17 protein-coding genes and 2 pseudogenes are annotated in these 20063 nt (G+C 49.9%); 14 read left to right on the top strand and 5 right to left on the bottom strand.

The annotated features are described in order from the left end of the window. Nucleotides 1-214: 214 nt before the first annotated feature. The 8 genes and pseudogenes from glyQ (at nt 215) to NT239_11790 (ending at nt 7533) form a co-directional block, all read left to right on the top strand. Nucleotides 215-1123, top strand: a complete 909-nt coding sequence (gene glyQ, locus NT239_11755; protein XGA70449.1) for a glycine--tRNA ligase subunit alpha — start codon at nt 215-217, stop codon at nt 1121-1123. A gap of 14 nt (nt 1124-1137) precedes the next feature. Continuing rightward, nucleotides 1138-1626 (top strand): hypothetical protein, encoded by a 489-nt coding sequence (locus NT239_11760; protein XGA70450.1) that lies wholly within the window; start codon nt 1138-1140, stop codon nt 1624-1626. A 65-nt stretch (nt 1627-1691) separates the two neighbouring features. Further along, a complete protein-coding gene (glyS, locus tag NT239_11765; protein XGA70451.1) occupies nt 1692-3761 on the top strand; it encodes a glycine--tRNA ligase subunit beta in 2070 nt (689 codons plus the stop codon). 51 nt (nt 3762-3812) lie between these two features. After that, nucleotides 3813-4373 carry a D-glycero-beta-D-manno-heptose 1,7-bisphosphate 7-phosphatase gene (gene gmhB, locus NT239_11770; GenBank protein XGA70452.1) on the top strand — a complete coding sequence of 187 codons (561 nt, stop codon included), beginning with the start codon at nt 3813-3815 and terminating at the stop codon, nt 4371-4373. Between the two features lie 140 nt (nt 4374-4513). Next, on the top strand, nt 4514-5248 hold the full coding sequence (locus NT239_11775) for a 1-acyl-sn-glycerol-3-phosphate acyltransferase (GenBank protein ID XGA70453.1): 735 nt from the start codon (nt 4514-4516) through the stop codon (nt 5246-5248). Continuing rightward, entirely contained in the window at nt 5245-5949 is a 705-nt protein-coding gene (locus NT239_11780; protein ID XGA70454.1) for a M48 family metallopeptidase, read from the top strand. Before NT239_11775 ends, NT239_11780 begins: the two co-directional genes overlap by 4 nt. Before the next feature lie 333 nt (nt 5950-6282). Beyond that, nucleotides 6283-7167: pseudogene (locus tag NT239_11785) on the top strand (lytic polysaccharide monooxygenase). Between the two features lie 72 nt (nt 7168-7239). Beyond that, a pseudogene (locus NT239_11790) lies at nt 7240-7533 on the top strand (chitinase). A gap of 90 nt (nt 7534-7623) precedes the next feature. On the opposite strand, the gene NT239_11795 reads toward NT239_11790, so the two are convergent. Beyond that, on the bottom strand, nt 7624-7923 hold the full coding sequence (locus tag NT239_11795) for a lipoprotein (protein ID XGA70455.1): 300 nt from the start codon (nt 7921-7923) through the stop codon (nt 7624-7626). Between the two features lie 85 nt (nt 7924-8008). Between NT239_11795 and waaC the strand changes: the two genes are divergently transcribed. Beyond that, complete coding sequence (waaC, locus tag NT239_11800; GenBank protein XGA70456.1) at nt 8009-8965, top strand: lipopolysaccharide heptosyltransferase I; 957 nt, start codon at nt 8009-8011, stop codon at nt 8963-8965. Between the two features lie 33 nt (nt 8966-8998). Here the strand turns inward: waaC and NT239_11805 are convergent, their stop codons facing one another. Genes NT239_11805 through NT239_11815 form a run of 3 tightly spaced genes read right to left on the bottom strand, consistent with a single transcriptional unit; the run spans nt 8999 to nt 12951 of the window. Continuing rightward, nucleotides 8999-10324 carry a deoxyguanosinetriphosphate triphosphohydrolase gene (locus tag NT239_11805; GenBank protein ID XGA70457.1) on the bottom strand — a complete coding sequence of 442 codons (1326 nt, stop codon included), beginning with the start codon at nt 10322-10324 and terminating at the stop codon, nt 8999-9001. Beyond that, a complete protein-coding gene (locus NT239_11810) occupies nt 10321-11580 on the bottom strand; it encodes a GGDEF domain-containing phosphodiesterase (protein ID XGA70458.1) in 1260 nt (419 codons plus the stop codon). The genes NT239_11805 and NT239_11810 overlap by 4 nt, the downstream gene beginning before the upstream one ends. Nucleotides 11581-11583: 3 nt before the next feature. Beyond that, complete coding sequence (locus tag NT239_11815) at nt 11584-12951, bottom strand: HD-GYP domain-containing protein (GenBank protein ID XGA70459.1); 1368 nt, start codon at nt 12949-12951, stop codon at nt 11584-11586. Between the two features lie 240 nt (nt 12952-13191). Between NT239_11815 and NT239_11820 the strand changes: the two genes are divergently transcribed. The 5 genes from NT239_11820 to NT239_11840 all read left to right on the top strand — a co-directional run bounded on the left by NT239_11820 (nt 13192) and on the right by NT239_11840 (nt 18370). Next, nucleotides 13192-14280: an ABC transporter ATP-binding protein gene (locus NT239_11820; GenBank protein ID XGA70460.1), complete on the top strand. Its 1089-nt coding sequence runs from the start codon at nt 13192-13194 to the stop codon at nt 14278-14280. A gap of 10 nt (nt 14281-14290) precedes the next feature. After that, nucleotides 14291-15220, top strand: coding sequence for an ABC transporter permease (locus NT239_11825; protein XGA70461.1), 930 nt, complete (start codon nt 14291-14293; stop codon nt 15218-15220). Then, nucleotides 15210-15986 carry an ABC transporter permease gene (locus NT239_11830; GenBank protein XGA70462.1) on the top strand — a complete coding sequence of 259 codons (777 nt, stop codon included), beginning with the start codon at nt 15210-15212 and terminating at the stop codon, nt 15984-15986. The genes NT239_11825 and NT239_11830 overlap by 11 nt, the downstream gene beginning before the upstream one ends. A 163-nt stretch (nt 15987-16149) precedes the next feature. After that, on the top strand, nt 16150-17217 hold the full coding sequence (locus NT239_11835; GenBank protein ID XGA70463.1) for a spermidine/putrescine ABC transporter substrate-binding protein: 1068 nt from the start codon (nt 16150-16152) through the stop codon (nt 17215-17217). A 49-nt stretch (nt 17218-17266) separates the two neighbouring features. After that, complete coding sequence (locus NT239_11840) at nt 17267-18370, top strand: VanZ family protein (GenBank protein XGA70464.1); 1104 nt, start codon at nt 17267-17269, stop codon at nt 18368-18370. A 59-nt stretch (nt 18371-18429) separates the two neighbouring features. Here the strand turns inward: NT239_11840 and NT239_11845 are convergent, their stop codons facing one another. After that, nucleotides 18430-19026 (bottom strand): 6-carboxytetrahydropterin synthase, encoded by a 597-nt coding sequence (locus NT239_11845; GenBank protein XGA70465.1) that lies wholly within the window; start codon nt 19024-19026, stop codon nt 18430-18432. Nucleotides 19027-20063 lie beyond the last annotated feature (1037 nt).

Genomic DNA, 20063 nt, shown 5'->3' on the forward strand with positions numbered 1-20063 from the left:
CTCAAGCATAAACGAGCAGGGCAGGCTTGTCTTGCATCGAATGCCTGAAATTATTCAGTTTTGCGTAGGTATTTTGTCGCATTTGCGGGGGAGTAGTAATAAATACCTGTTGCGCACAATGGCTTGTCATTCAGACACATGGCTATTTCGCCCTAAAAACAAGTAGAATTGCGCATATTCAGAACGTATACGCGCTTATTGCGCCCAAAGAGCCATGCTGACTTTTCAGGAAATTCTATTAAAGCTCCAGAACTATTGGAGTGACCACGGTTGCGCACTATTGCAACCCTACGATATTGAAGTGGGCGCGGGTACATTCCACACCGCCACTTTCTTGCGCTCATTAGGCCCAGAGCCTTGGAATGCTGCATATGTACAGCCTTGCCGCCGCCCGAAAGACGGTCGCTACGGTGAAAATCCAAATCGCTGCCAGCACTACTACCAATACCAAGTGGCGTTGAAACCATCGCCAGATAATATCCAAGAGTTGTATTTGGGCTCGCTCGAATACCTCGGTATCGATACCAAAGTGCACGACGTTCGTTTTGTTGAAGACGACTGGGAAAGCCCAACTTTGGGCGCTTGGGGCTTGGGCTGGGAAGTGTGGCTCAATGGTATGGAAGTAACGCAATTTACCTACTTCCAGCAAGTGGGTGGCCTCGATTGCAAGCCAGTATTGGGCGAGATCACTTATGGTGTGGAGCGTCTGGCGATGTACCTGCAGGGGGTAGATAATATCTACGAGATCGTTTGGACTGAATATCCAAATGGTCAGAAAGTGACCTACGGTGACATTTACCACCAAAACGAAGTTGAGCAATCAATCTACAACTTCGAACAATCGAACGTGCCATTCTTGTTTGATCAATTCAATCACTTTGAATCTGAAGCGCGTCGCCTGATTGAAGGTGGCTTGGCGCTGCCAGGCTTTGAGATGGTGATGAAATGCTCGCACATGTTCAACTTGCTCGATGCGCGTGGCGCGATTTCGGTGACTGAGCGTGCGGCGTATATCGGCCGCGTCCGTAATTTGGCGCGTCTGGTGGCGCAGGCTTATTACGATTCTCGTGAAGCTTTGGGTTTCCCAATGTGCTCGCCTGCTGAGTTAGGGGCTGCGAAGTAAACAAGGAGTTTGCCATGCGTCATCTTCGTACGATTTTGCTGAGTGTACTGATTCTGCCTTTGGTGGGGTGCGGCAAGTTTGAAGATGGCATGGAAGGCCCGGAGCCGGTGCCGTTCAAAAATACGGATTGGCGTAGTTACGGCGTGATGCCTGAGTTTGAAACGCTGGTTGATATTAATTCGATCAAGCACGACGAGGGCTATGCCGAGCAAAACTACACTTTTGTCTGGATGGTGCAGCGCTTTAAGGAAGACCAAATTGACGGTACTTCCAAAGGCAAATACCGCAATAAATACACCCGCCAAGTGATCGATTGCCCATCGGGCAAAATGGCGGGCGTAGCGGTATCGATGAACGATGAAAATGACGACGAAGTTGCGCGTTACGATGTGCCCGGCTTTCAGTGGGAATTTAGCAAGCCAGAAGCCGGCACATTTGGCGAAGACTTCGTCAACCAAATTTGTAAAATGATGGCGGCCAAAGACGCTGCAGAAAACGAATAAGCGCAAAGCGCCCATACACGCTTTGTTCAACGATTAAGAGGTGGCTGCGCAGCAGCGAATTAAACATGAATCCAACATTACTGATTGAACTCTTTACCGAAGAATTGCCACCGAAAGCTTTGCCAAAATTGGGCACGGCGTTTGCCGATGGCATTTTTGCTGAGTTGGTGAGCCGAGGATTTGCTGCTGCCGACGCTGAGGCGGTTACTTTCGCCAGCCCACGTCGTTTGGCGGTAACGATTGCCAATGTGGCCGCAGTACAACCGGAACAAACCATCGAAAAACGCGGCCCAGCGGTGAGTGCGGGCATGAAAGACGGCAAACCTAGCCCTGCTTTGCTCGGCTTTGCACGTTCATGTGGCTTGGCGCCAGAAGCGGTGGATAGTTTGGAGACCGTACACGACGGTAAGCAAGACGTGTATGTGTTTCGCTCGGTCAAAGCGGGTGAGCCACTCGCAGCCGTGTTGAGCGACATCGTGGCGGCAACGTTGAAAAAACTGCCAGCGCCAAAAATGATGCGCTGGGCTGACCGCGAAGGCCAGTTTATCCGTCCGGTACACGGTTTAACGATGCTGCACGGCAGTGATGTGATCGCCGGTAAAGTGCTGCATTTAGATGCTGGCCGCACGACCCGTGGTCACCGCTTCTTGTCAAACGGTGAGATCAGCATCAATACGGCTGAAGGCTACGCACGCCAAATGCACGATGAAGGCAAAGTGATCGCGAGCTTTGCCGCGCGCCGTGCCTTAATCGGCGAAAAATTGAAAGAAGCTGCTGCCGCATTGAACGCGACGATTGCGGCGGATGACGCGCTGTTTGACGAAGTAACGGCCTTGGTTGAATGGCCGGTGGTATTGAAAGGCGAATTCGAAGCTGAATTCCTGAACGTGCCACAGGAATGCTTGATTTTGACGATGCAGCAAAATCAAAAATACTTCCCGCTGCTCGATAGCAATGGCAAGTTGATGAACCAGTTCTTGCTGGTATCGAATCTGCAAACCGCTGACCCAAGCCATATCATCAACGGTAACGAGCGCGTGTTGCGCGCGCGTTTGTCGGACGCGAAATTCTTCTTCGAGCAAGACAAAAAAGCCAAGCTCGACACGCGTGTGGGCAAATTGGCGAATGTCGTTTACCACAACAAGATCGGCTCGCAGCTCGAGCGCGTAACGCGACTAGAATCCATCGCAGGCGAAATCGCCAAACTGCTCGGCGCGGATGTGTCGAAAGCGACGCGCGCGGCGTACTTGGCCAAGGCCGATTTGTTGACCGATATGGTCGGCGAATTCCCAGAATTGCAAGGCATTATGGGTCAGTACTACGCCAAGCACGACGGTGAAGATACCGATGTGGCGTATGCCGTTGAAGCGCATTATAAACCTAAGTTTGCGGGTGATACCCTGCCGGAAGGTGCAATTGCGCAAGCCGTTTCATTGGCCGATAAGCTCGAAACCTTGGTCGGTATCTACGGTATCGGTTTAATTCCTACCGGCGATAAAGACCCGTTCGCATTGCGTCGCGCTGCATTGGGCGTATTGCGCATGGCTTTGGTGCAACCACTCGATTTGAAAGTGCTGCTGAGCACGACTGCGGCGAGCTTCCCAGCTGGTTTGATCGCTGAAGGCACGGTAGAAGGCTTGTACGGCTTTATGCTTGATCGCCTGAAAAACCTGTTGGCGGCCGAATACCCAGCTGCGGATATCGACGCGGTATTGGCTTTGAAACCGACGCTGATCAACGATGTAACGACGCGCTTGGCGGCCGTGGCGCAATTTAAAGCTTTGCCAGAATCAGCAGCTTTGGCGGCGGCCAACAAACGTATTCGCAATATCTTGAAGAAAGTGGAAGGCGAAGTACCGGCGCTAAACGCTGCGCTACTGCAAGAAGCGGCGGAAAAAGACTTGTACGCCGCGCTGCAAGCCTTGCAAGCGCCGGTGGCGCAAGTTTTGGCGAGCAACGACTTTACCAATGCGCTGAAACAACTCGCGGCACTGAAAGCGCCTGTCGATGCCTTCTTTGATGGCGTGATGGTAATGGCTGATGATTTGGCGGTGCGTGGTAATCGTTTGGCGCTGCTGAGCAGCTTGGCTGAATTGATGAACCGAGTGGCTGAGTTGTCTTTATTGGCTGACTAATCGAATTGGGGCTGCTGAGCAGCCCCTTCTTTTATAGAGCGTTGAAACTGCATGGTGACGATTAAGAACGACACGGTTAAGTTGCTGATCTTGGATCGGGATGGCGTGATTAATCACGATAGCCCGAATTTCATCAAATCGCCCGACGAATGGACTCCAATTGCGGGTAGTTTGGAGGCGATTGGTGAGCTAAGCCGCGCCGGTTGGACCATCGTGGTGGCCACCAATCAAAGTGCGGTAGGCCGTGGCATTATTGATGTGGCTATGCTCAATCAAATTCATGCCAAAATGCACCGCGCGGTAGTGAATGCGGGCGGGCATATTGACGCGATTTTCTTTTGCCCTCATGCGCCCGATGCAGGCTGTGAATGTCGCAAGCCTGCGCCGGGTATGGTGCTGGATATTGCACGGCGTTTTCGGGTTGATGTGCAAGATTGCTTGATGGTGGGCGATTCGCTGCGTGATTTGCAAGCGGTAGCTAGCGCGGGTGGTCAGCCGATTTTGGTGCGCACGGGCAACGGTCTCAAAGCAGAAAGCTCGCCCGATTTGCCTGAAAATACTTGGGTTTTTGCAGATTTGGCTGCGGTGTGTGATTCCTTGTTAGCCGCTTAGCTGTGAAAATCTGTCAATTGCTCGCGTTACGACAACGGCATTCTCGTTGTAGGATGTCGAACCAATCAAGGTGTTATGGCTGTAGCACGATTTGATCAGTCCTAATTTGATAATCCCTTCTGACTTTAAAAAGTAGCTCGATGATCTGGTTCCGCTCTGTTTTGTATAGTTTGGGTTTAGTTGTTCTTACTCCGATTTTTGCCATTATTGCTTTGCTGATATTTCCGTTGTCGGCGGTGAATCGCAATAAAGTGATTGCATGGTGGTCGCGCCTGATGTTTGCGTGGCTCAAAATCACCTGTGGGCTGAGCTTTAAAGTCGAGGGCGCAGAGAATATCCCGCATGGCCCAGCAATGATTATGTGTAAGCATCAATCGGCGTGGGAAACCATGGCGCTGCAGCTGATTTTTCCGCCGCAAGTGTGGGTGCTTAAACGTGAACTGCTGAAGATTCCTTTTTTTGGTTGGGGTTTGGCGGCCACATCGCCGATCGCAATCGATCGCGGCCAGCGTGCGCAAGCGCAGCGCCAGCTGATGGAGCAGGGGCGTGATCGACTCAATAAAGGCTTATGGATTGTAATCTTCCCCGAAGGCACGCGCATCAAGCCGGGTGAGCGTGGTCAATACAAGCAAGGCGGTGCACGGTTGGCAAAAGATTTGGACGTGCCAATTGTGCCGGTGGCGATGAATTCAGGCGAATTCTGGCCGAAAAACTCGTTCTGCAAATGGCCGGGTGAAATCACCGTGCGCATTGGCAAGCCAATCTTGCCCGAAGGGAAAAATTCGCTAGCGATCATCAGTGAAGTGGAAGACTGGATCGAAGGCGAGATGGAACAGATTACTGGACGTGGGCCTTGCTATAACAAACCGGAATGAGTATTGCTTTGCAAGCCAGCATCAATCTCGATTCTGGCACTATACCCTATGTGGTTCAGCGCAGTGCCCGCCGACGCAGCATTGGTTTGAAGATCGATGCCACGGGCCTGACGATTATCTTGCCGCAACGTGCTCCGCTGTCTGAAGCTGAGCGCGTTATTCGTTTGAAACAAAATTGGATTCAAGCCAAACTCGCCGAGCGTGAGGCTCGTCCAGCCAGCCCGATGGTGCCTTCGCTTCAATGGGGCACCGAGGTGTGGTGGATGGGGCAGACGCGCATCGTGCAAAGTGCCTTGCGCAGCAAATTAAGCAACGAGCATTTGTATTTATGTGCGGCGAGTGAGACCAAAATTAGCCTGGCGTTGGCGCGCTTTTATCAAGCAGCAGCGCGGCCCTATTTTGCCGAGCGTATTGCGTATTGGTCAGAGCGAATGAATTTATACCCCAAGCAAGTCGCGCTGTCTTCGGCGCGAACTCGCTGGGGAAGTTGCACGTCAAAAGGCGTGGTGCGTTTGAATTGGCGTTTGATGCAAGCGCCTGCTTCGGTGATCGATTACGTGGTGATTCATGAGCTAGCCCATTTGGCCCAAATGAATCATTCGCCGCGGTTTTGGGCGCTAGTTACCGCGGTTTGTCCTAATTGGAAAACTGAGCGTGCGTGGCTAAAACAGCACGGTTCAGACTTGCTAGCGTGGGGCTAGTTTGTGTAAGTCTGTGATAAACAAGGCATTTCTATGGCGCGAAAATGCGCTGGTATTGTAGTGCTAAGCACTGTACTACAAGTCACTTGTCATTTCTTCCACTCACTGATAAATTTGGCGCTCCCGAAAGCGGGGCTAGATTTTGAATTAAAACATATAAAATCAAGTGCTTATATACGAATTGAATCAGTAGATTCTGATATACGGTTTGAAGCACACCACATGATGGAGAAGACAATGCAAGTACAACGCTTAGGGCGTGCTTTGCCCGTACGTCTCGCGCTTGGCCTCGGTTTGCTGGCCACGTCGCAATTGGTTTTGGCTCACGGCTCGATGGAAGTGCCTGTAAGCCGTGTCTTGAGCTGCTTTAACGAAGGCCCAGAAAACCCAAAATCAGCAGCTTGCCAAGCGGCGGTTGCCGTGTCTGGCCCGCAGTTCTTGTACGACTGGTCTGGTGTTAATCAATTACCTGCAGGCAACCACAAAGCATTTGTGCCGGATGGCCAATTGTGCGCGGGTGGTAAAGCCAACTACGCCGGTTTGAACTTGCCACGTACCGACTGGCCTGTGACCAATATCGCGCCTGATGCCAACGGTAAATTTGAATTTGTCTTTAATGCGCCAGCACCGCACGCAACTACCGACTGGGTGTTCTATGTAACGAAAGACGGTTGGAATCCAAACCAGCAGCTGTCTTGGAGCGATTTGGAAGGCGTTTACGGCGAAGGCTTCTGCAAATTTAGTGATAAGGCGAAGAACCTGCCGGTTGTAACTGCCGACAAACGCTACAAAATGACGTGTACTTTGCCGAAGAAAACCGGCAAGCACATCATTTACGCGACTTGGCAGCGCTCGGATAGTGCTGAAGCGTTCTACTCTTGTTCAGACGTGAATTTCTCTGGCGCGATTTCGACTTACAAAGAATTGGGTCAATTGCGTGCTCAAACGAATTTGGCACAAAAATCAACTGTGACTTTCCGTCTGTTTGATAAGAACGGTGTTGATCTTGAGTCAGCGCAGATCGTGGCTGATTATGATGCACAAACCGGCGCTGATTTAACGCAAATGAATATCTGGCCATACTTCTTGGCTCAGAAAGTAAACGGCACTTCGAAGTTTGTTAGTATTGGTACCTTGCAAGCTAATGGCGCTGTAACGCCAGTACAAAGCGCGCAAGACAACCGCGTTTACAGCCGTAATGGTGAAGAGTTCATCTACCGCGTAGATATTTCTTCTCCTGCCAATGTGACGCCGAAGCCTGTTGTGACCCCGACGCCTGCGCCAGTTGTAACGCCAACACCAGCGCCAGTTGTGACCCCAACGCCAGCTCCGGTTGTGACTCCAACTCCTGCGCCAGTAGTTACGCCAACACCAGCACCAGTGGTAACACCAACGCCTGCGCCTGTGGTTACAACGCCGCCAAACAATACCTGCGTTGCCGCTTGGGATGCAAGTAAAGTGTACGCTACTGCGGGTACTCGAGTGAGCTACGCTGGTCGCAACTATTCGAACAAATGGTGGACGACAGGTGAAAAGCCAAATCCTGCTAGCCAGTGGGGTGTTTGGAAAGATTTGGGCGCTTGCCAGTAATCTATCCAACAAAGCGAATTAAAAACCCACCATTTCGGTGGGTTTTTTTATGGCTGAGCAGCGGAGTAAATTACAGGACTTTAGTTACTCTGTTAGCGGAATACTGGTTGCTGGCTCGAACGTAGGTGTTGGCAGGGGGGCTTTTGGGCTAGGGCTACTGCTAGGTTTTGGAGGTTGAGTTGCGGTTGCGGCATCATAGGCATAACCACCTGCGGCAATAGCGCCGGTGGCGACCGCCTTGGTTGCATCATAAGTAATACCAACTGCCGTGGTCGCTACACCTACAGCGGCAGCGCCAACAACAGCGGTTGTCGTTATGACGGCGCAGCCACTTAATAAGGCGGCAGCGAGCAGAAAAATTAAGCGCTGTGAGTACTTCTTCATCACTTCTAGCCGTGTCAATGGGAGGGGGGGGGATTTTCGGTTAAACTGAGCGATTAGTCGAGCCCGCCTATCTAGCCAATCTTTTATGCAGCGGATACTAGTTTCAAAAATCACCTCCCTTGGCGATGTGTTATTCACTTTGCCAATGATTACCGACATTCGACAGCATTTTCCTGAGGTCAAAATCGATTGGGTTGTCGATCAAAGCTTTGCATCTCTACCTGCCCTGCATCCCGCAATTGACCGCGTAATTGCAGTTCCGCTACGTGGTTTAAAAAAGAAAAAATTGCCGGATGCCGTTGCGGCTTTGCGTGTTGCTATTGGCCAGCTGCGCGAACAACCTTATGACTTGGTCATTGATTGCCACGGCATGATCAAAAGTGCACTATTAAGCCGCACTGCAAAGGCTAAAAAAGTGGTTGGACCACCTAATTATCGCTTGGGTGAAGCGGTGGCGCGGTTTGCGTATCACGAACAGTTAAGCCCAGCGGCAGAGCTGCCTGCGATTGAGTGGTATCGCGAATTTGCTGCTTTGGCGCTCGGTTATCAGGTGCAGGGTCTGCCGCAATTTGGATTGTCTGCGCCGAGTTGGCAACCTAGTTGGTTACCCGCTCAGCCATATGTCATGTGTTTTCATGCAGCATCGAAAAGCGAAAAAACCTGGCCAATCTCTGCTTGGGTGGATGTATTGGCGAACTTAGAGGCACAAGGGATTGCGGCTATTTTGCCGTGGGGCGCTACGCACGAACACGAAGTTGCGAATTTGATCGCTCAAGATTTATCACTTGCCGTGGTGGCGCCGCCGTTGAGTGTGAGCGAAATTGCTAGCCTAATTTGTGGGGCGCGCGCGGTGATTGGCGTTGATACAGGCATGACACATCTGGCTGAAAGCTTGGAAAAGCCAACAATAGCGTTGTATACCGTGACCGATCCCAATATCTTTCATCCGTACTGGAATCGTTTCGCCGTTTCGCTCGGAGGCAATGGTCAAGTCCCTAGCGTGGCAGAGGTGCTTGAGATACTGCCTAAGGTATTGCTTTGAAATAAAAGCCAGTATTGGTTTGGGTGGCTATACCTATTTAGCCATCCCGCCGACTTGTTGCGCCAGATAAGTGGCGTAGTTATCGGTCATGCCGCCGATAAAGTCGAGTACACGGCGGTAGGTTTCGTACATGGTCCAGTCTTTGCGCGGCGCGTTGTATTCCATTAAATCGAGCACGCGCTTCATCCGAAACGGCATATGCGTGCTGACTTTCAGTTCGTACGACGCTTTGCAAAATGCACCGAGCAAAATATCCAGGCAAGTAAACGAGCCGACTTCAATTTCAATCTTGCGTCGTTCGTTAAAGATGCGATCACGCGCCAATTGCTTGGCCTCGTTAATCCCTTGCCGCATCGTGTACGGGCAATCGTTGAGTAAATCGCCTTGGTAACTACCTTCCATCAAGCGTTGATAATTGGCCATAAACGTATTGGCCACTTCGCGCACGCAGCGGTCGATCGCTTTACCGCGTAGCAAGGAAATTTTGCGGCGGATGGATGGCGCGGCAGCGATTTCCAGCTCCAACAGACTGCGCTCGCCGCCGCAAATTTTCATCAGCAAGGGTTCAACCGTTTCATACGGCAACATGCCAATCTCGATGCCGTCTTCCAAATCGAGAATCGCGTAGCAAATATCGTCGGCCGCTTCCATTAAATACGACAGTGGATGGCGTGCCCATTTGCCAGGCGCGATTTGCGGTAAACCGAGCTTTTCCGCGACGTGTTTTAAGATGGCTTTTTCCGATTCGTAGCAGCTAAATTTGCCTTTGCCACCCGCATGTTCGCTGGTCCAAGGGTATTTCAGTGTGGCGCCCAAGGTGGCGTAGGTTAAGCGCAGACCGCCTTCAAAACGGTGGTTTTCCAATTGTGTGATAATTCGAAAGCCTTGGGCATTGCCTTCGTACGTCGTTAAATCACGCCGCTCTTCGGCGCTAAGGTTTTGCATTAAATACGCGTGCTCTGGACGGCGAAACCAATCACGAATCGCGTATTCACCCGCATGGCCAAACGGGGGGTTGCCAATGTCGTGCGCCAAACACGCGGCTTGGACGATGCCGCCCAAATCATACGGCGTAATATGGCTGGGCAATTCACCTTGCAAGCGCTCGCCAATTAACACGCCCAAGCTACGCCCGACGCAGGCGACTTCGATGCTGTGCGTGAGCCGAGTATGCACATGATCGTTTTCGGTCATTGGGTGCACTTGCGTTTTGCGCCCCATGCGGCGAAATGGCGAGCAAAACACGATGCGGTCGTGGTCTTTGTGATAATTGCTGCGACCAGCATCGGTGTCGCTCGATTCTGCATCATCCACGCCAAGTCGCTGTGCGCTCAGTAATTGCGGCCATTGCATGCTCATTGCGACGATCTCTCTGTGAGGTAGGTCAGCACTTCATTGAGTGCCAACGGTTTGCTGTAATAGAAGCCCTGGATCGTATTGCAACCGAGTTGTTGCAGAATGGTTTTTTCCGCTTCGGTTTCCACACCTTCCGCGGTAACGGTGAGTGAGAGTCGATGTGCCAATTCAATGACACTTTGCACAATAGCGCGATCTTGTTCATCGCTCGCTAGATTCATAATAAAGCTGCGATCAATTTTCAGTTCATCAATTGGCAGGCGTTTTAAATACGCCAAGGATGAGTAGCCGGTGCCAAAATCATCCAAAGCCAGCTGGCAGCCCATTTCTTTAATTTGTTGCAGCTGTTTCAGCGCGGTGGCGAATTCGTCGATAACGGCAGATTCGGTGATTTCAAAAATAAGTTTATTGGCCGGTACGCCCCATACGGCAAGTGCGTTAGAGATGAAGTCGGCCAAATAGTGATCGCGTAGATTGTTTGGCGCTAAATTGATGCTTAAGGAGCCTTGGTAACCATGTTGCCGCAAGTGGGCAAAATTGCGTAATGCGGTTTGGATAATCCATTGTGTTAGTTTATCCATGAGGCCTAAGTATTCGGTGACGCTGATAATTTGATATGGCGATACCGAGCCAAGCTCAGGATTTTGCCACCGTAGTAAAACCTCAAGTCCACTGATGTTGTTTGTGCTGGTGCTAATCTGCGGTTGGAAGGCCAAATGAAATTCGTTTTGATGCAGCGCTTCTCGCAAAGGGGTTTCAAGTCGTGCCAGCTGTTGCCCCAACCAGTCCCGCCCTGGGTCATAGATGCCAATCTGCTCTTGGGCAAATTGATGCGCTGCAATTTTGGCGGCATCAATCAGGGTTTCACTGTCGCGGCCATGATCTGGGGCAATTGCAATTCCAATTTGCGGATAGACTTTTTGCTCATCAGTCGGCACGTCTATCAGCACTTGTTGCGCGCGATGGGCGGCCAAAGTGGCGTGACTGCTGCCACTGAGTTGGTTGAGCAATAGCAGCGCAGAGTGTGAATCGAGCTGAAATAACCGATCGCCTGGGCGCAGCAGCGTTTTCAGGCGCTGCATCATTAATTCGATTAATCGGTCACGATAGTAGCCAGGATGCAGATGACGTAATTCAAGATATATGACGACACTTTTTTTGTCGTTACCAGAAAGCTCAAGCCCTTGCGTAATGGATTCATCCAGCAAGTGGCGCGGGGTAATGGTAGCGCTGGTATTGCTGTGCGAGCTGGAACGCATGGTTTACTCCAAGAAGTATTCGCGCGGATCGATGTTATAGGCGCCGCGGCTCAATTCTCGACGCAGCGAAATGGGGAGTCCATTTGGGGCTGTAGGATTATTGATTAAATCTAGCGTATGTGGTTTGGCGTAGGGTTTTTTGTCGCTACCTAAAATCACCATCAACTTAGGCTTGAGGCGGCGCACCCGATTTTGTCCTATCACAATACCGACTTCGCCGGTCGAGAGTTCCACCACGGTGCCGACGTGAAAAATGCCGACGCATTGTGCAAATTGCTCGACCAAGGCGGGGTGAAAGTATTTCTCGCTCCATTTGTATAGCAATTGCAAAGCTTCATGGGCGGGTTTGGCATCTGAATAATTGCGCTCGCTCGTGAGTGCCGTGAAACAATCAACAATGCCCGCCATGCTACCAAATATACCGATATCCTCTGCTTTCAAGCCATATGGATAGCCGCTGCCGTCGTAGCGCTCGTGGTGTCTCGCTACCATATCCAGCACATCAATCGGCACCCCTTCCATTTGCGCCAAAATATCTAAGCTGTGCTGCACATGGGTTTTCATCAGCATAAACTCACCCTGAGTAAACCGCCCAGTTCGATTGAGCAATTCGGTGGGTAGTTTCACTTTGCCAATGTCGAGCATTAAGCCAGCCAGCCCCAGTTTTTTCAATTCTTCAATTGGGTAGCCCAGATGACGACCAAATGCTAACAAATAGATGGCAGTATCGATGGAATGTGAGTAGCTGTATTGATCTCGATCTTTGAGTTGCGTTAGCAGTAACAGTGCGTTCGGATTACGAACTATCGACTCGACCAAATCATTGACCACCTGATTGGCTTCTTCGATTTTTGGGTACAAATCTTGTCGGGCCGAGCGCATCATGCTTTGCATGAATTCACGCGAGTCACGATGGATGCGCTGCGCTTTGGGAAGCTCAACTTCGACTTTATCTTCGTGATCGTAAAGCACAACGGGGATATTCGCCCGACTGCCAGCCGCGCTGGCATTGTTGTTGCTGCCACTGAGCATGCCTGAAAACAGGCGGCGTAATTCTCGCAGAATGTTGATTCTTTCGCGCCGTTCGCGTTCTTTGGCGGGTGGTGGAATCAGCGCACTGAGAACTGGATTGTCAAAATTATCGGGTATTGGTTTGAGGCCAGCTGCTAGGTTGCTCCACTGGGCTATACCCCCAAGTGATCGACTTAGGTCAACGGTGACGTATTCACAGTGTTCTCGTAGCAATTCTAATTGCTGCGGTGTTTCAAGTAGAAAACCCTGCATTAAAAAGGGTGTGTCTAGCCACGGACGATCAAGTTCCGAAACATAAAGACCACTTTTCAAATCGAGGACGTGAACGCGTGTTTCCAAGGGGGTTCTATTCAGCCATGTTGGTTGTATGCTAGTGCGCCGTTCTCGCTGCGCGAGTACATGACAATTGTATCTGAATCATCATTGTAGGCTAATACTCGCTTGGCTTGGGGTGACAAAAATCTAACTTTGCCGTGATTAATTGCGATATTGCCGTGAAAAAGTGGGCAATATCGCCGATTTTTCCCCCCGCTGAAGGTGAGTTTGATAAAATGTCGCGGCTTTTTCGTGAGGATAATCATGGCGCTGCTTGAGATTCGGGATGTTGTAAAACGCTTTGGTGATTTTACAGCGGTTAACCACGTTAGCCTCTCGGTGGAGGCAGGTGAGTTTTTTACTTTGCTAGGCCCATCTGGCTGCGGCAAAACGACCTTGTTGCGGATGCTGGCGGGCTTTGAGCAGCCAGATTCTGGTGAAATCGTCCTTGATGGCGTCAATGTGGCCAGTGTGCCGCCAGAAAAACGCCCTGTGCATACGGTGTTTCAAAATTACGCGCTCTTCCCGCATATGACGGTGGCGCAGAATATCGCTTTTCCGTTGAAAATGGCCAATGTGCCAGCGGAAGAAATCAAAGCGCGTGTCGCCGAAGTGATTGAAGACGTGCGTTTGAGCCAATTTGCGACGCGTTACCCGAATGAGTTGTCGGGTGGCCAGCGCCAGCGTGTCGCGATTGCGCGCGCTTTGGTCAATCGCCCACGTCTGTTGTTGCTCGACGAGCCTTTGTCGGCGCTCGATGCCAAATTACGCGAAGAAATGCAGATCGAATTGATCAATCTGCAAAAAGAAGTCGGCATTACTTTTGTGTATGTTACGCACGATCAGGGCGAAGCTTTGGCGCTGTCGCACCGTATCGCGGTAATGAATAAAGGTGAAGTGGCGCAGCTGGACGCGCCAGAAACGATTTACAGCTATCCAAAAAGCCGTTTCGTCGCCGACTTTATCGGCCAATGTAATTTGCTCGACGCAACGATTAAATCGATTAGCCACGATCGCATGCAGGTGGAAATCGCTGGCGTCGGCATTGCCGAAACCTTGCCGGTGGCTGGCGCGCAAGTGGGGCAAAGCGGTTGCCTGACGCTGCGTCCAGAGAAAATCAAACTCGGCGCAACGCTGCCAAGTGACGACGCGGACGAAGTGCATTTCAAAGGCAAGGTGCACGATTGCTTGTATTTGGGTGATGTGACGATTTATATCGTTGAGCTCGATAACGGCATGCTGGTTGAAACGATGTTGCCAAACTCTGCGCCAGGCCGCGCAAAGTTTTTTGATGACAATGATTTGGTGGAATTGGCTTGGCGCTTTGACGCTGGCCATTTCATTTTGGCTTAAGGTTTGAAAGATGGCTAAATCAAGTCGGTTGAATAAGTGGCTGATTTCCGGTCCGCCGCTAATCTATCTGATTATTTTCTTTGCGATTCCCTCGCTAATTATGGCGTTTGCCGCCTTCCGTTTTCCGGGCGACTACGGCGGTTTGCTGCCGCTGATCGCGACAAACCCGGAAACGGGCGCGAACGAGCTATTGGTGAACGCGCAAAATTGGCGCGATTACCTGACATTTGAGAATTTCGGCCTGTTTTTTACCGATTCGATTTATGTCGAGCTATTCGCCAAATCGTTCTGGTACGCCGGTTTAACGACGTTGATTTGCTTGGTAATGGCGTATCCGCTGGCGTGGTTAATTGCGCGTAGCCCGAAAAAATACCGCGATCTGATGATCTTGCTGGTGATTTTGCCGTTCTGGAGTAACTTCTTGATCCGCGTTTATGCGTGGATGATTATTCTGGGGCCGCAAGGCTATTTCAGTATGGCGATTAATCAGGTCTTGGCGCTGATTGGCGTTGGCCCAGTGCAGCTGATGTTTAGCCACTTTGCCGTGATTATCGTGCTGGTGTACGTGCACTTGCCGTTTATGGTGTTGCCGCTGTACGCCAATTTGGAAAAACACGATATGGCGCTGCTGGATGCGGCACAAGACCTAGGGGCATCGGGCTGGCAGCGTTTCTGGAAGGTAACTTGGCCGCTATCCCTACCGGGGGTATGGGCTGGTGCGGCCTTGGTGTTTATTCCTGCGCTAGGGATGTTCGCTGTGCCTGATCTGGTCGGCGGTACGGATGGGATCATGATTGGTAATTTGATTAAACAGCAATTCCTCGATAGCCGCGATTGGCCATTTGGCTCGGTGTTGTCGATTATGCTGACGTTGGCGGTATTGTTATTGGCCGGTTTGGCCGCGCTGATTGGTCGTGGAGGCAAACGCAATGCACTCTAAACAATCAAAATGGCTATGGGCTGCGGCGCTATTCGCGTATGCCTTTTTATATGTTCCGCTGATTATCGTTGTTGTTTACTCGTTTAACGATTCAAAACTGAATGCCGAATGGGTGGGTTTTACCTTCAAATGGTATGAAGTTTTGTTTAATAACGAGCAGATGCTGGTCGCTGCGCGTAATTCGCTGATTATTGCGATTATTACCAGCTTCTGCGCGACGGTATTGGGGACTTTAGCTGGCTTGGCCATGCATAAATACAAGCTGCGCCTGCTGCCGCTGCTGGTGCTGACGCCGATTGCGATTCCCGAAATCTTGATGGGCGTGTCTTTATTGATCTTCTTTGTGATGCTCAATATGACGCTCGGCTTGGTATCGGTGGCGCTGGCGCATATCGCCTTTTGTATCGGTTTTGTCGCGATTGTCGTGCGTTCGCGTTTGCAAGGTATGGACGAAGCCTTGGTGGAAGCCGCGCGTGATTTAGGCGCAACGCCGATTCAGGCTTTCCGTTTGGTGACAATGCCATTGATTATGCCGGGTATTATTGCTGGCGCTTTGATGGCATTTACCTTATCGATCGATGACTTTGTCATTACCTTCTTTACCGCAGGGGCGGGGGCGTCTACATTGCCATTGCAGATCTATTCGATGATCCGTATTGCGGTCACTCCGGAAGTGAATGCAATTTCCACCTTGCTGATGTTGCTCACGCTGTTCTTAATTGTCGTGGCGAGCAAAATCGCGCCGAGTGCTTTGCGCGCAGATTAAGGGAACAAAAAAGCAGATGTCGAGTCTGCTTTTTTTCGCTTGCTGGTGGTGTTGAAAAAAAGTGCAACAAACTGGCGCGGCAAATAGCCCGCGCCCATTTCATGGCATAATCAGCCGACTTGGCAATGACCGACCTCTGACTACCCTCTTTCATGGTGACAAAATGAAGAAAATCATTCTTGCGTTAATGTTGGCAACCGGCGCAGTTCACTCTGCTTCAGCCGAAGACAAACTGCATTTGTATAACTGGAATAACTACATTACGCCAGAAACCGTGAAAGGTTTCGAAGCCAGCTGTAAATGTAAAGTCGTGCAAGATTACTACGGCTCAATGGAAGAAATGTTAGCCAAATTGTCTGCTGGCGCTAAAGGTTACGACGTGATCGTGCCAACTGGCTTTGCGATTCCTCCACTGGTGAAACAAAACTTGGTTCAGCCTTTGGATAAAACCAAACTGCCAAACGCGAAAAATCTGAACCCAGCATTTTTGAATAGCCAGTTTGATAAAGGCAATCAAGTTTCATTGCCGTACGCCTTTACCACGACTTTGGTGGGCTACAACGATAAAAAAATCAAAGAGCTGGGTATCGACCCAACGTCTTGGTCGGTGATTTTTGACCCAGCAGTGTTGGCGAAAATTAAAGGCAAGGTAACGGTACTGGACGACAGCCGCGAAGTATTTGCAGCTGCGTTGATGTACAACGGTTTCTCTGCGAACTCGACTAAACCGGAAGAGCTGAAAAAAGCCCAAGAAACCATCATCAAAGCGAAGCCATTCTGGGCTGCATTCAATGGCCAGAGCTATATTAAAGAGCTGACGCTCGGCAATATCTGGGTGGCGCACGGCTACTCAAACGATATGTTCCAAGCGAATACCGATGCGAAAGCGGCTAAACGCCCATTTGGTATCGCATATGGCTTGCAAAAAGAAGGCAATACTTTGTCGGTGGATAGCATGATGGTACTTAAATCAGCGCCACGTCCAGACTTGGCGGCTAAGTTTGTTAACTACATGCTCGACGGTAAAAACTCAGCGCAATTGACCAATATGATTGGTTCAGGCAATCCAAACACCGCTGCGGCGCAATTTGTGAAACCTGAAGTGAAATCAATCAGCGCGGTATTCCCATCTAGCGACGCGATGAAAAAACTGCAGCAATTAAATGCTTTGGAGGGTAAAGCATTGCGTGATTTGGGCCGGATGTGGACCCAAGTGAAAACTGCAAAATAATTCAGTATTGATCAACGGGGGGCTAGCCCCCGTTGTGTACTGAGTACTTATGGCCCAATTCCCCCCGATTCGATATCTGGCCCGTCAGGCCGAACCCACCCGCATTTCGCCTTTTCTCGTGGCGGTCGCCTTGCTGGTGATTTTCATTGTTAGCTTATTCCCATTTTCTAATTGGCGTTATACCGGCGAGCCGGTTTTTGCTTTCTACAGCTATCCGCTGCCGTACTACGCGACCATTTTTGATAATGTGATTAACGTACTGGCCTACATTCCGCTAGGGCTAGGCTTCGTATTTTTATTTCGCCAACGCCTTATTGGCGCACTCTTTTCCATTATTTGTTGCATATTAATTTCGGGTTCGATTGAGTTTATTCAGCAGTTCCTTCCGGGTCGTGTTGCATCCAATCTTGATATTTTAAGTAATGCTACGGGCGGCTTTATTGGTACCTTATTGGGGCTTTTGCTGCGTAGTCGGCGCTGGACTCAGCGCTGGTTAATCTTTAGGCATGAATTTTTAGCACGCGGGCGTGTGATGGAGTGGGGGGTGGTTTGGCTGATATTGTGGTTCGTCGCTCAGTTGGATCCTACACAGCCGTATTTAGGGGTCGTGGTTGAGACTCGCGGTTTGCCACAGCCATTTGTTACGCCGATCGCGAATGCCGCGCTGTTTTTGCGCCTGCTTGAAGGGGGAGGCATGATGCTCAATCTTGCTGGGGTTGGCTTGTTTGTTTCGGTTTTGCTGGCTTATGGCCGAGATATTCCCCGGGTAATCACGTCTGTTCTCGTGCTTGCTCTAGTGTTAAAGATGGGTTTTGCGGGAATGCTGCTCAAACCGGAGCAATTTTTTGCATGGTTGAACCTCAATATTGTTTTGGGGGGCTTGTGTGGGTGTTTGATTCTAGTTGTGGCTTGGCGCTTGCGGCGTCGGTATCGCGCTTTGCTGGCTATTGCCTGCCTGAGTTTTGCGACGGTAATTAGCCTTGTTTGGCCACTGACCCCGCAATTGCCTGCCATGCTGCCGCTCTTTAAATGGCAATATGGCCATTTGCTGCATTTTAGTGGCTTGGCGCAGATTGTGGGTGAAATCTGGCCATTTGGGGCCATTGGATTAATGATGTGCTATTTATTGGTTCGTCCAAAAATCGACGTTTAGAGTGGGGTATTGCTCATTTGGTAATATTCTATAATATTTGCGTGGCAATACCCTAGAGCTTAAGGGGTCACTTGTAGCGGAACCGTTGGATTACTAAACGATGTTTGCGTTAATAACTTCTCGTACATGGCAGGATCAAGCCATTCTTGCTGGCATTGCTCGGAAAAAATAATCTCAGCTAGACGAATTTCGCCCATGCGCGGATTGTAGGCATCTTCTCGAAATGCCTGAGCATAACCAGTATCCGTTTCGTGGGCAATGACTGAGTGGAGTCGTACATCGGTCTCACCATTGCTCATGATGGTCTGCGATAGAATTCGGTCGATGACAACAAAAAACAGCCGTGCAAACTGTTCGGCAGAGGGTGATACTGGCATCGAAATCCAGCGGGCTGAAAACTGTTTGCACAGTCGAATATATTCGGCGTCGTCTTTATCCCAAAAGCAAACCGCATGATCGAAAGCATCAATCACATCACGAATCGTGCCCTTCATTAAGCCAAAGTCATAAACCATCTGGCCATGATCCAATGCATGCGCCTCGAGCAACACTTCTACTTTATAGCTGTGGCCGTGGATTGAGGTGCGGCAGCGCTCTGATGAGCAGTTGCGCACGATATGCGCATTTTCAAATTTAAATAGTTTACGAATCAGCATCTTTGGGTACCCGAATTTGATTCAAGGTTTTATCAGATGATGCTCAATCGGGCAAGTTGTGTTTTGCCGTTATGGCGCTGAGAAAATGGCTTTTGATTGATGAATTGCCGTTCATAAGCAAGCCGGCTTATCTCGTTTGAGTATTAATCTATTTGAATTTTCTAATACCACTATTCTGACAGGCGCTTCAAATTTCCGTGGAAATATTCCAGAAAGTATTTTCGAAAGCAATAAGAAAGATAGTTGGATGCTGGCATTTTGTGCAGGTATTTTGTTCGATCAAAACTTGTGCTTGTGGCGAGAAAGAAAATTTTTTTTCCATTAGAAACTACTTGTTTTGATTGAAATATCCTACATTAGATTCGTCTAATGATGTGGTGCAGCATTGGTTATGTTGCACTGAATTTATTTATTATCAATGAATTGCGTTTAATATTGTGCGGTGCAATATATTTTTATTTTTAATTTGTGTAGTTGTATGTAGTGTTGCTGGAAATAACTACGTGCGGTGTTTCACAGTTGAAAAATAGGGTGTTGACAAGAAAAACGGCTTGGCGGTTAATCGAAGCAACTGGAAGAGGTTTGAGTATTCCCAAACAGCTCTAGCGTAAATAATCACCCAATACTTACAAAAGGGTGACTAGGTGGCGGTCATCAGTAAAGACCACTTTATCGAAGACCCCAATGCCATTTATAAAAACGGAGGAGACGTCAATGTCCCGTATTAATCGTCTTGCGCTTGCTACATTGCCTGTAGCAATGTTTGCGGCATATGCATTTGCTGCACCAGCGTGGCAAGAAGGCTCGACTTACAGTGCTGGCACTGTTGTTAGCTATAAAGGTAGTGATTATTCTGCGCTTGTAACGCACACCGCTTACGTGGGTGCTGGTTGGACGCCAGATACAACCCCAACGCTATGGAAGCTTGTTGGTACTGCATCAGCAACTTCAGCTCCAGTGGTAACGCCAACCGCAGCTCCAGTCGTTACACCAACAGCTGCGCCAGTGGTAACGCCTACAGCCGCGCCAGTAGTAAC

The sequence above is a fragment of the Chitinibacter sp. SCUT-21 genome, assembly GCA_041874755.1.
GTDB lineage: Bacteria > Pseudomonadota > Gammaproteobacteria > Burkholderiales > Chitinibacteraceae > Chitinibacter.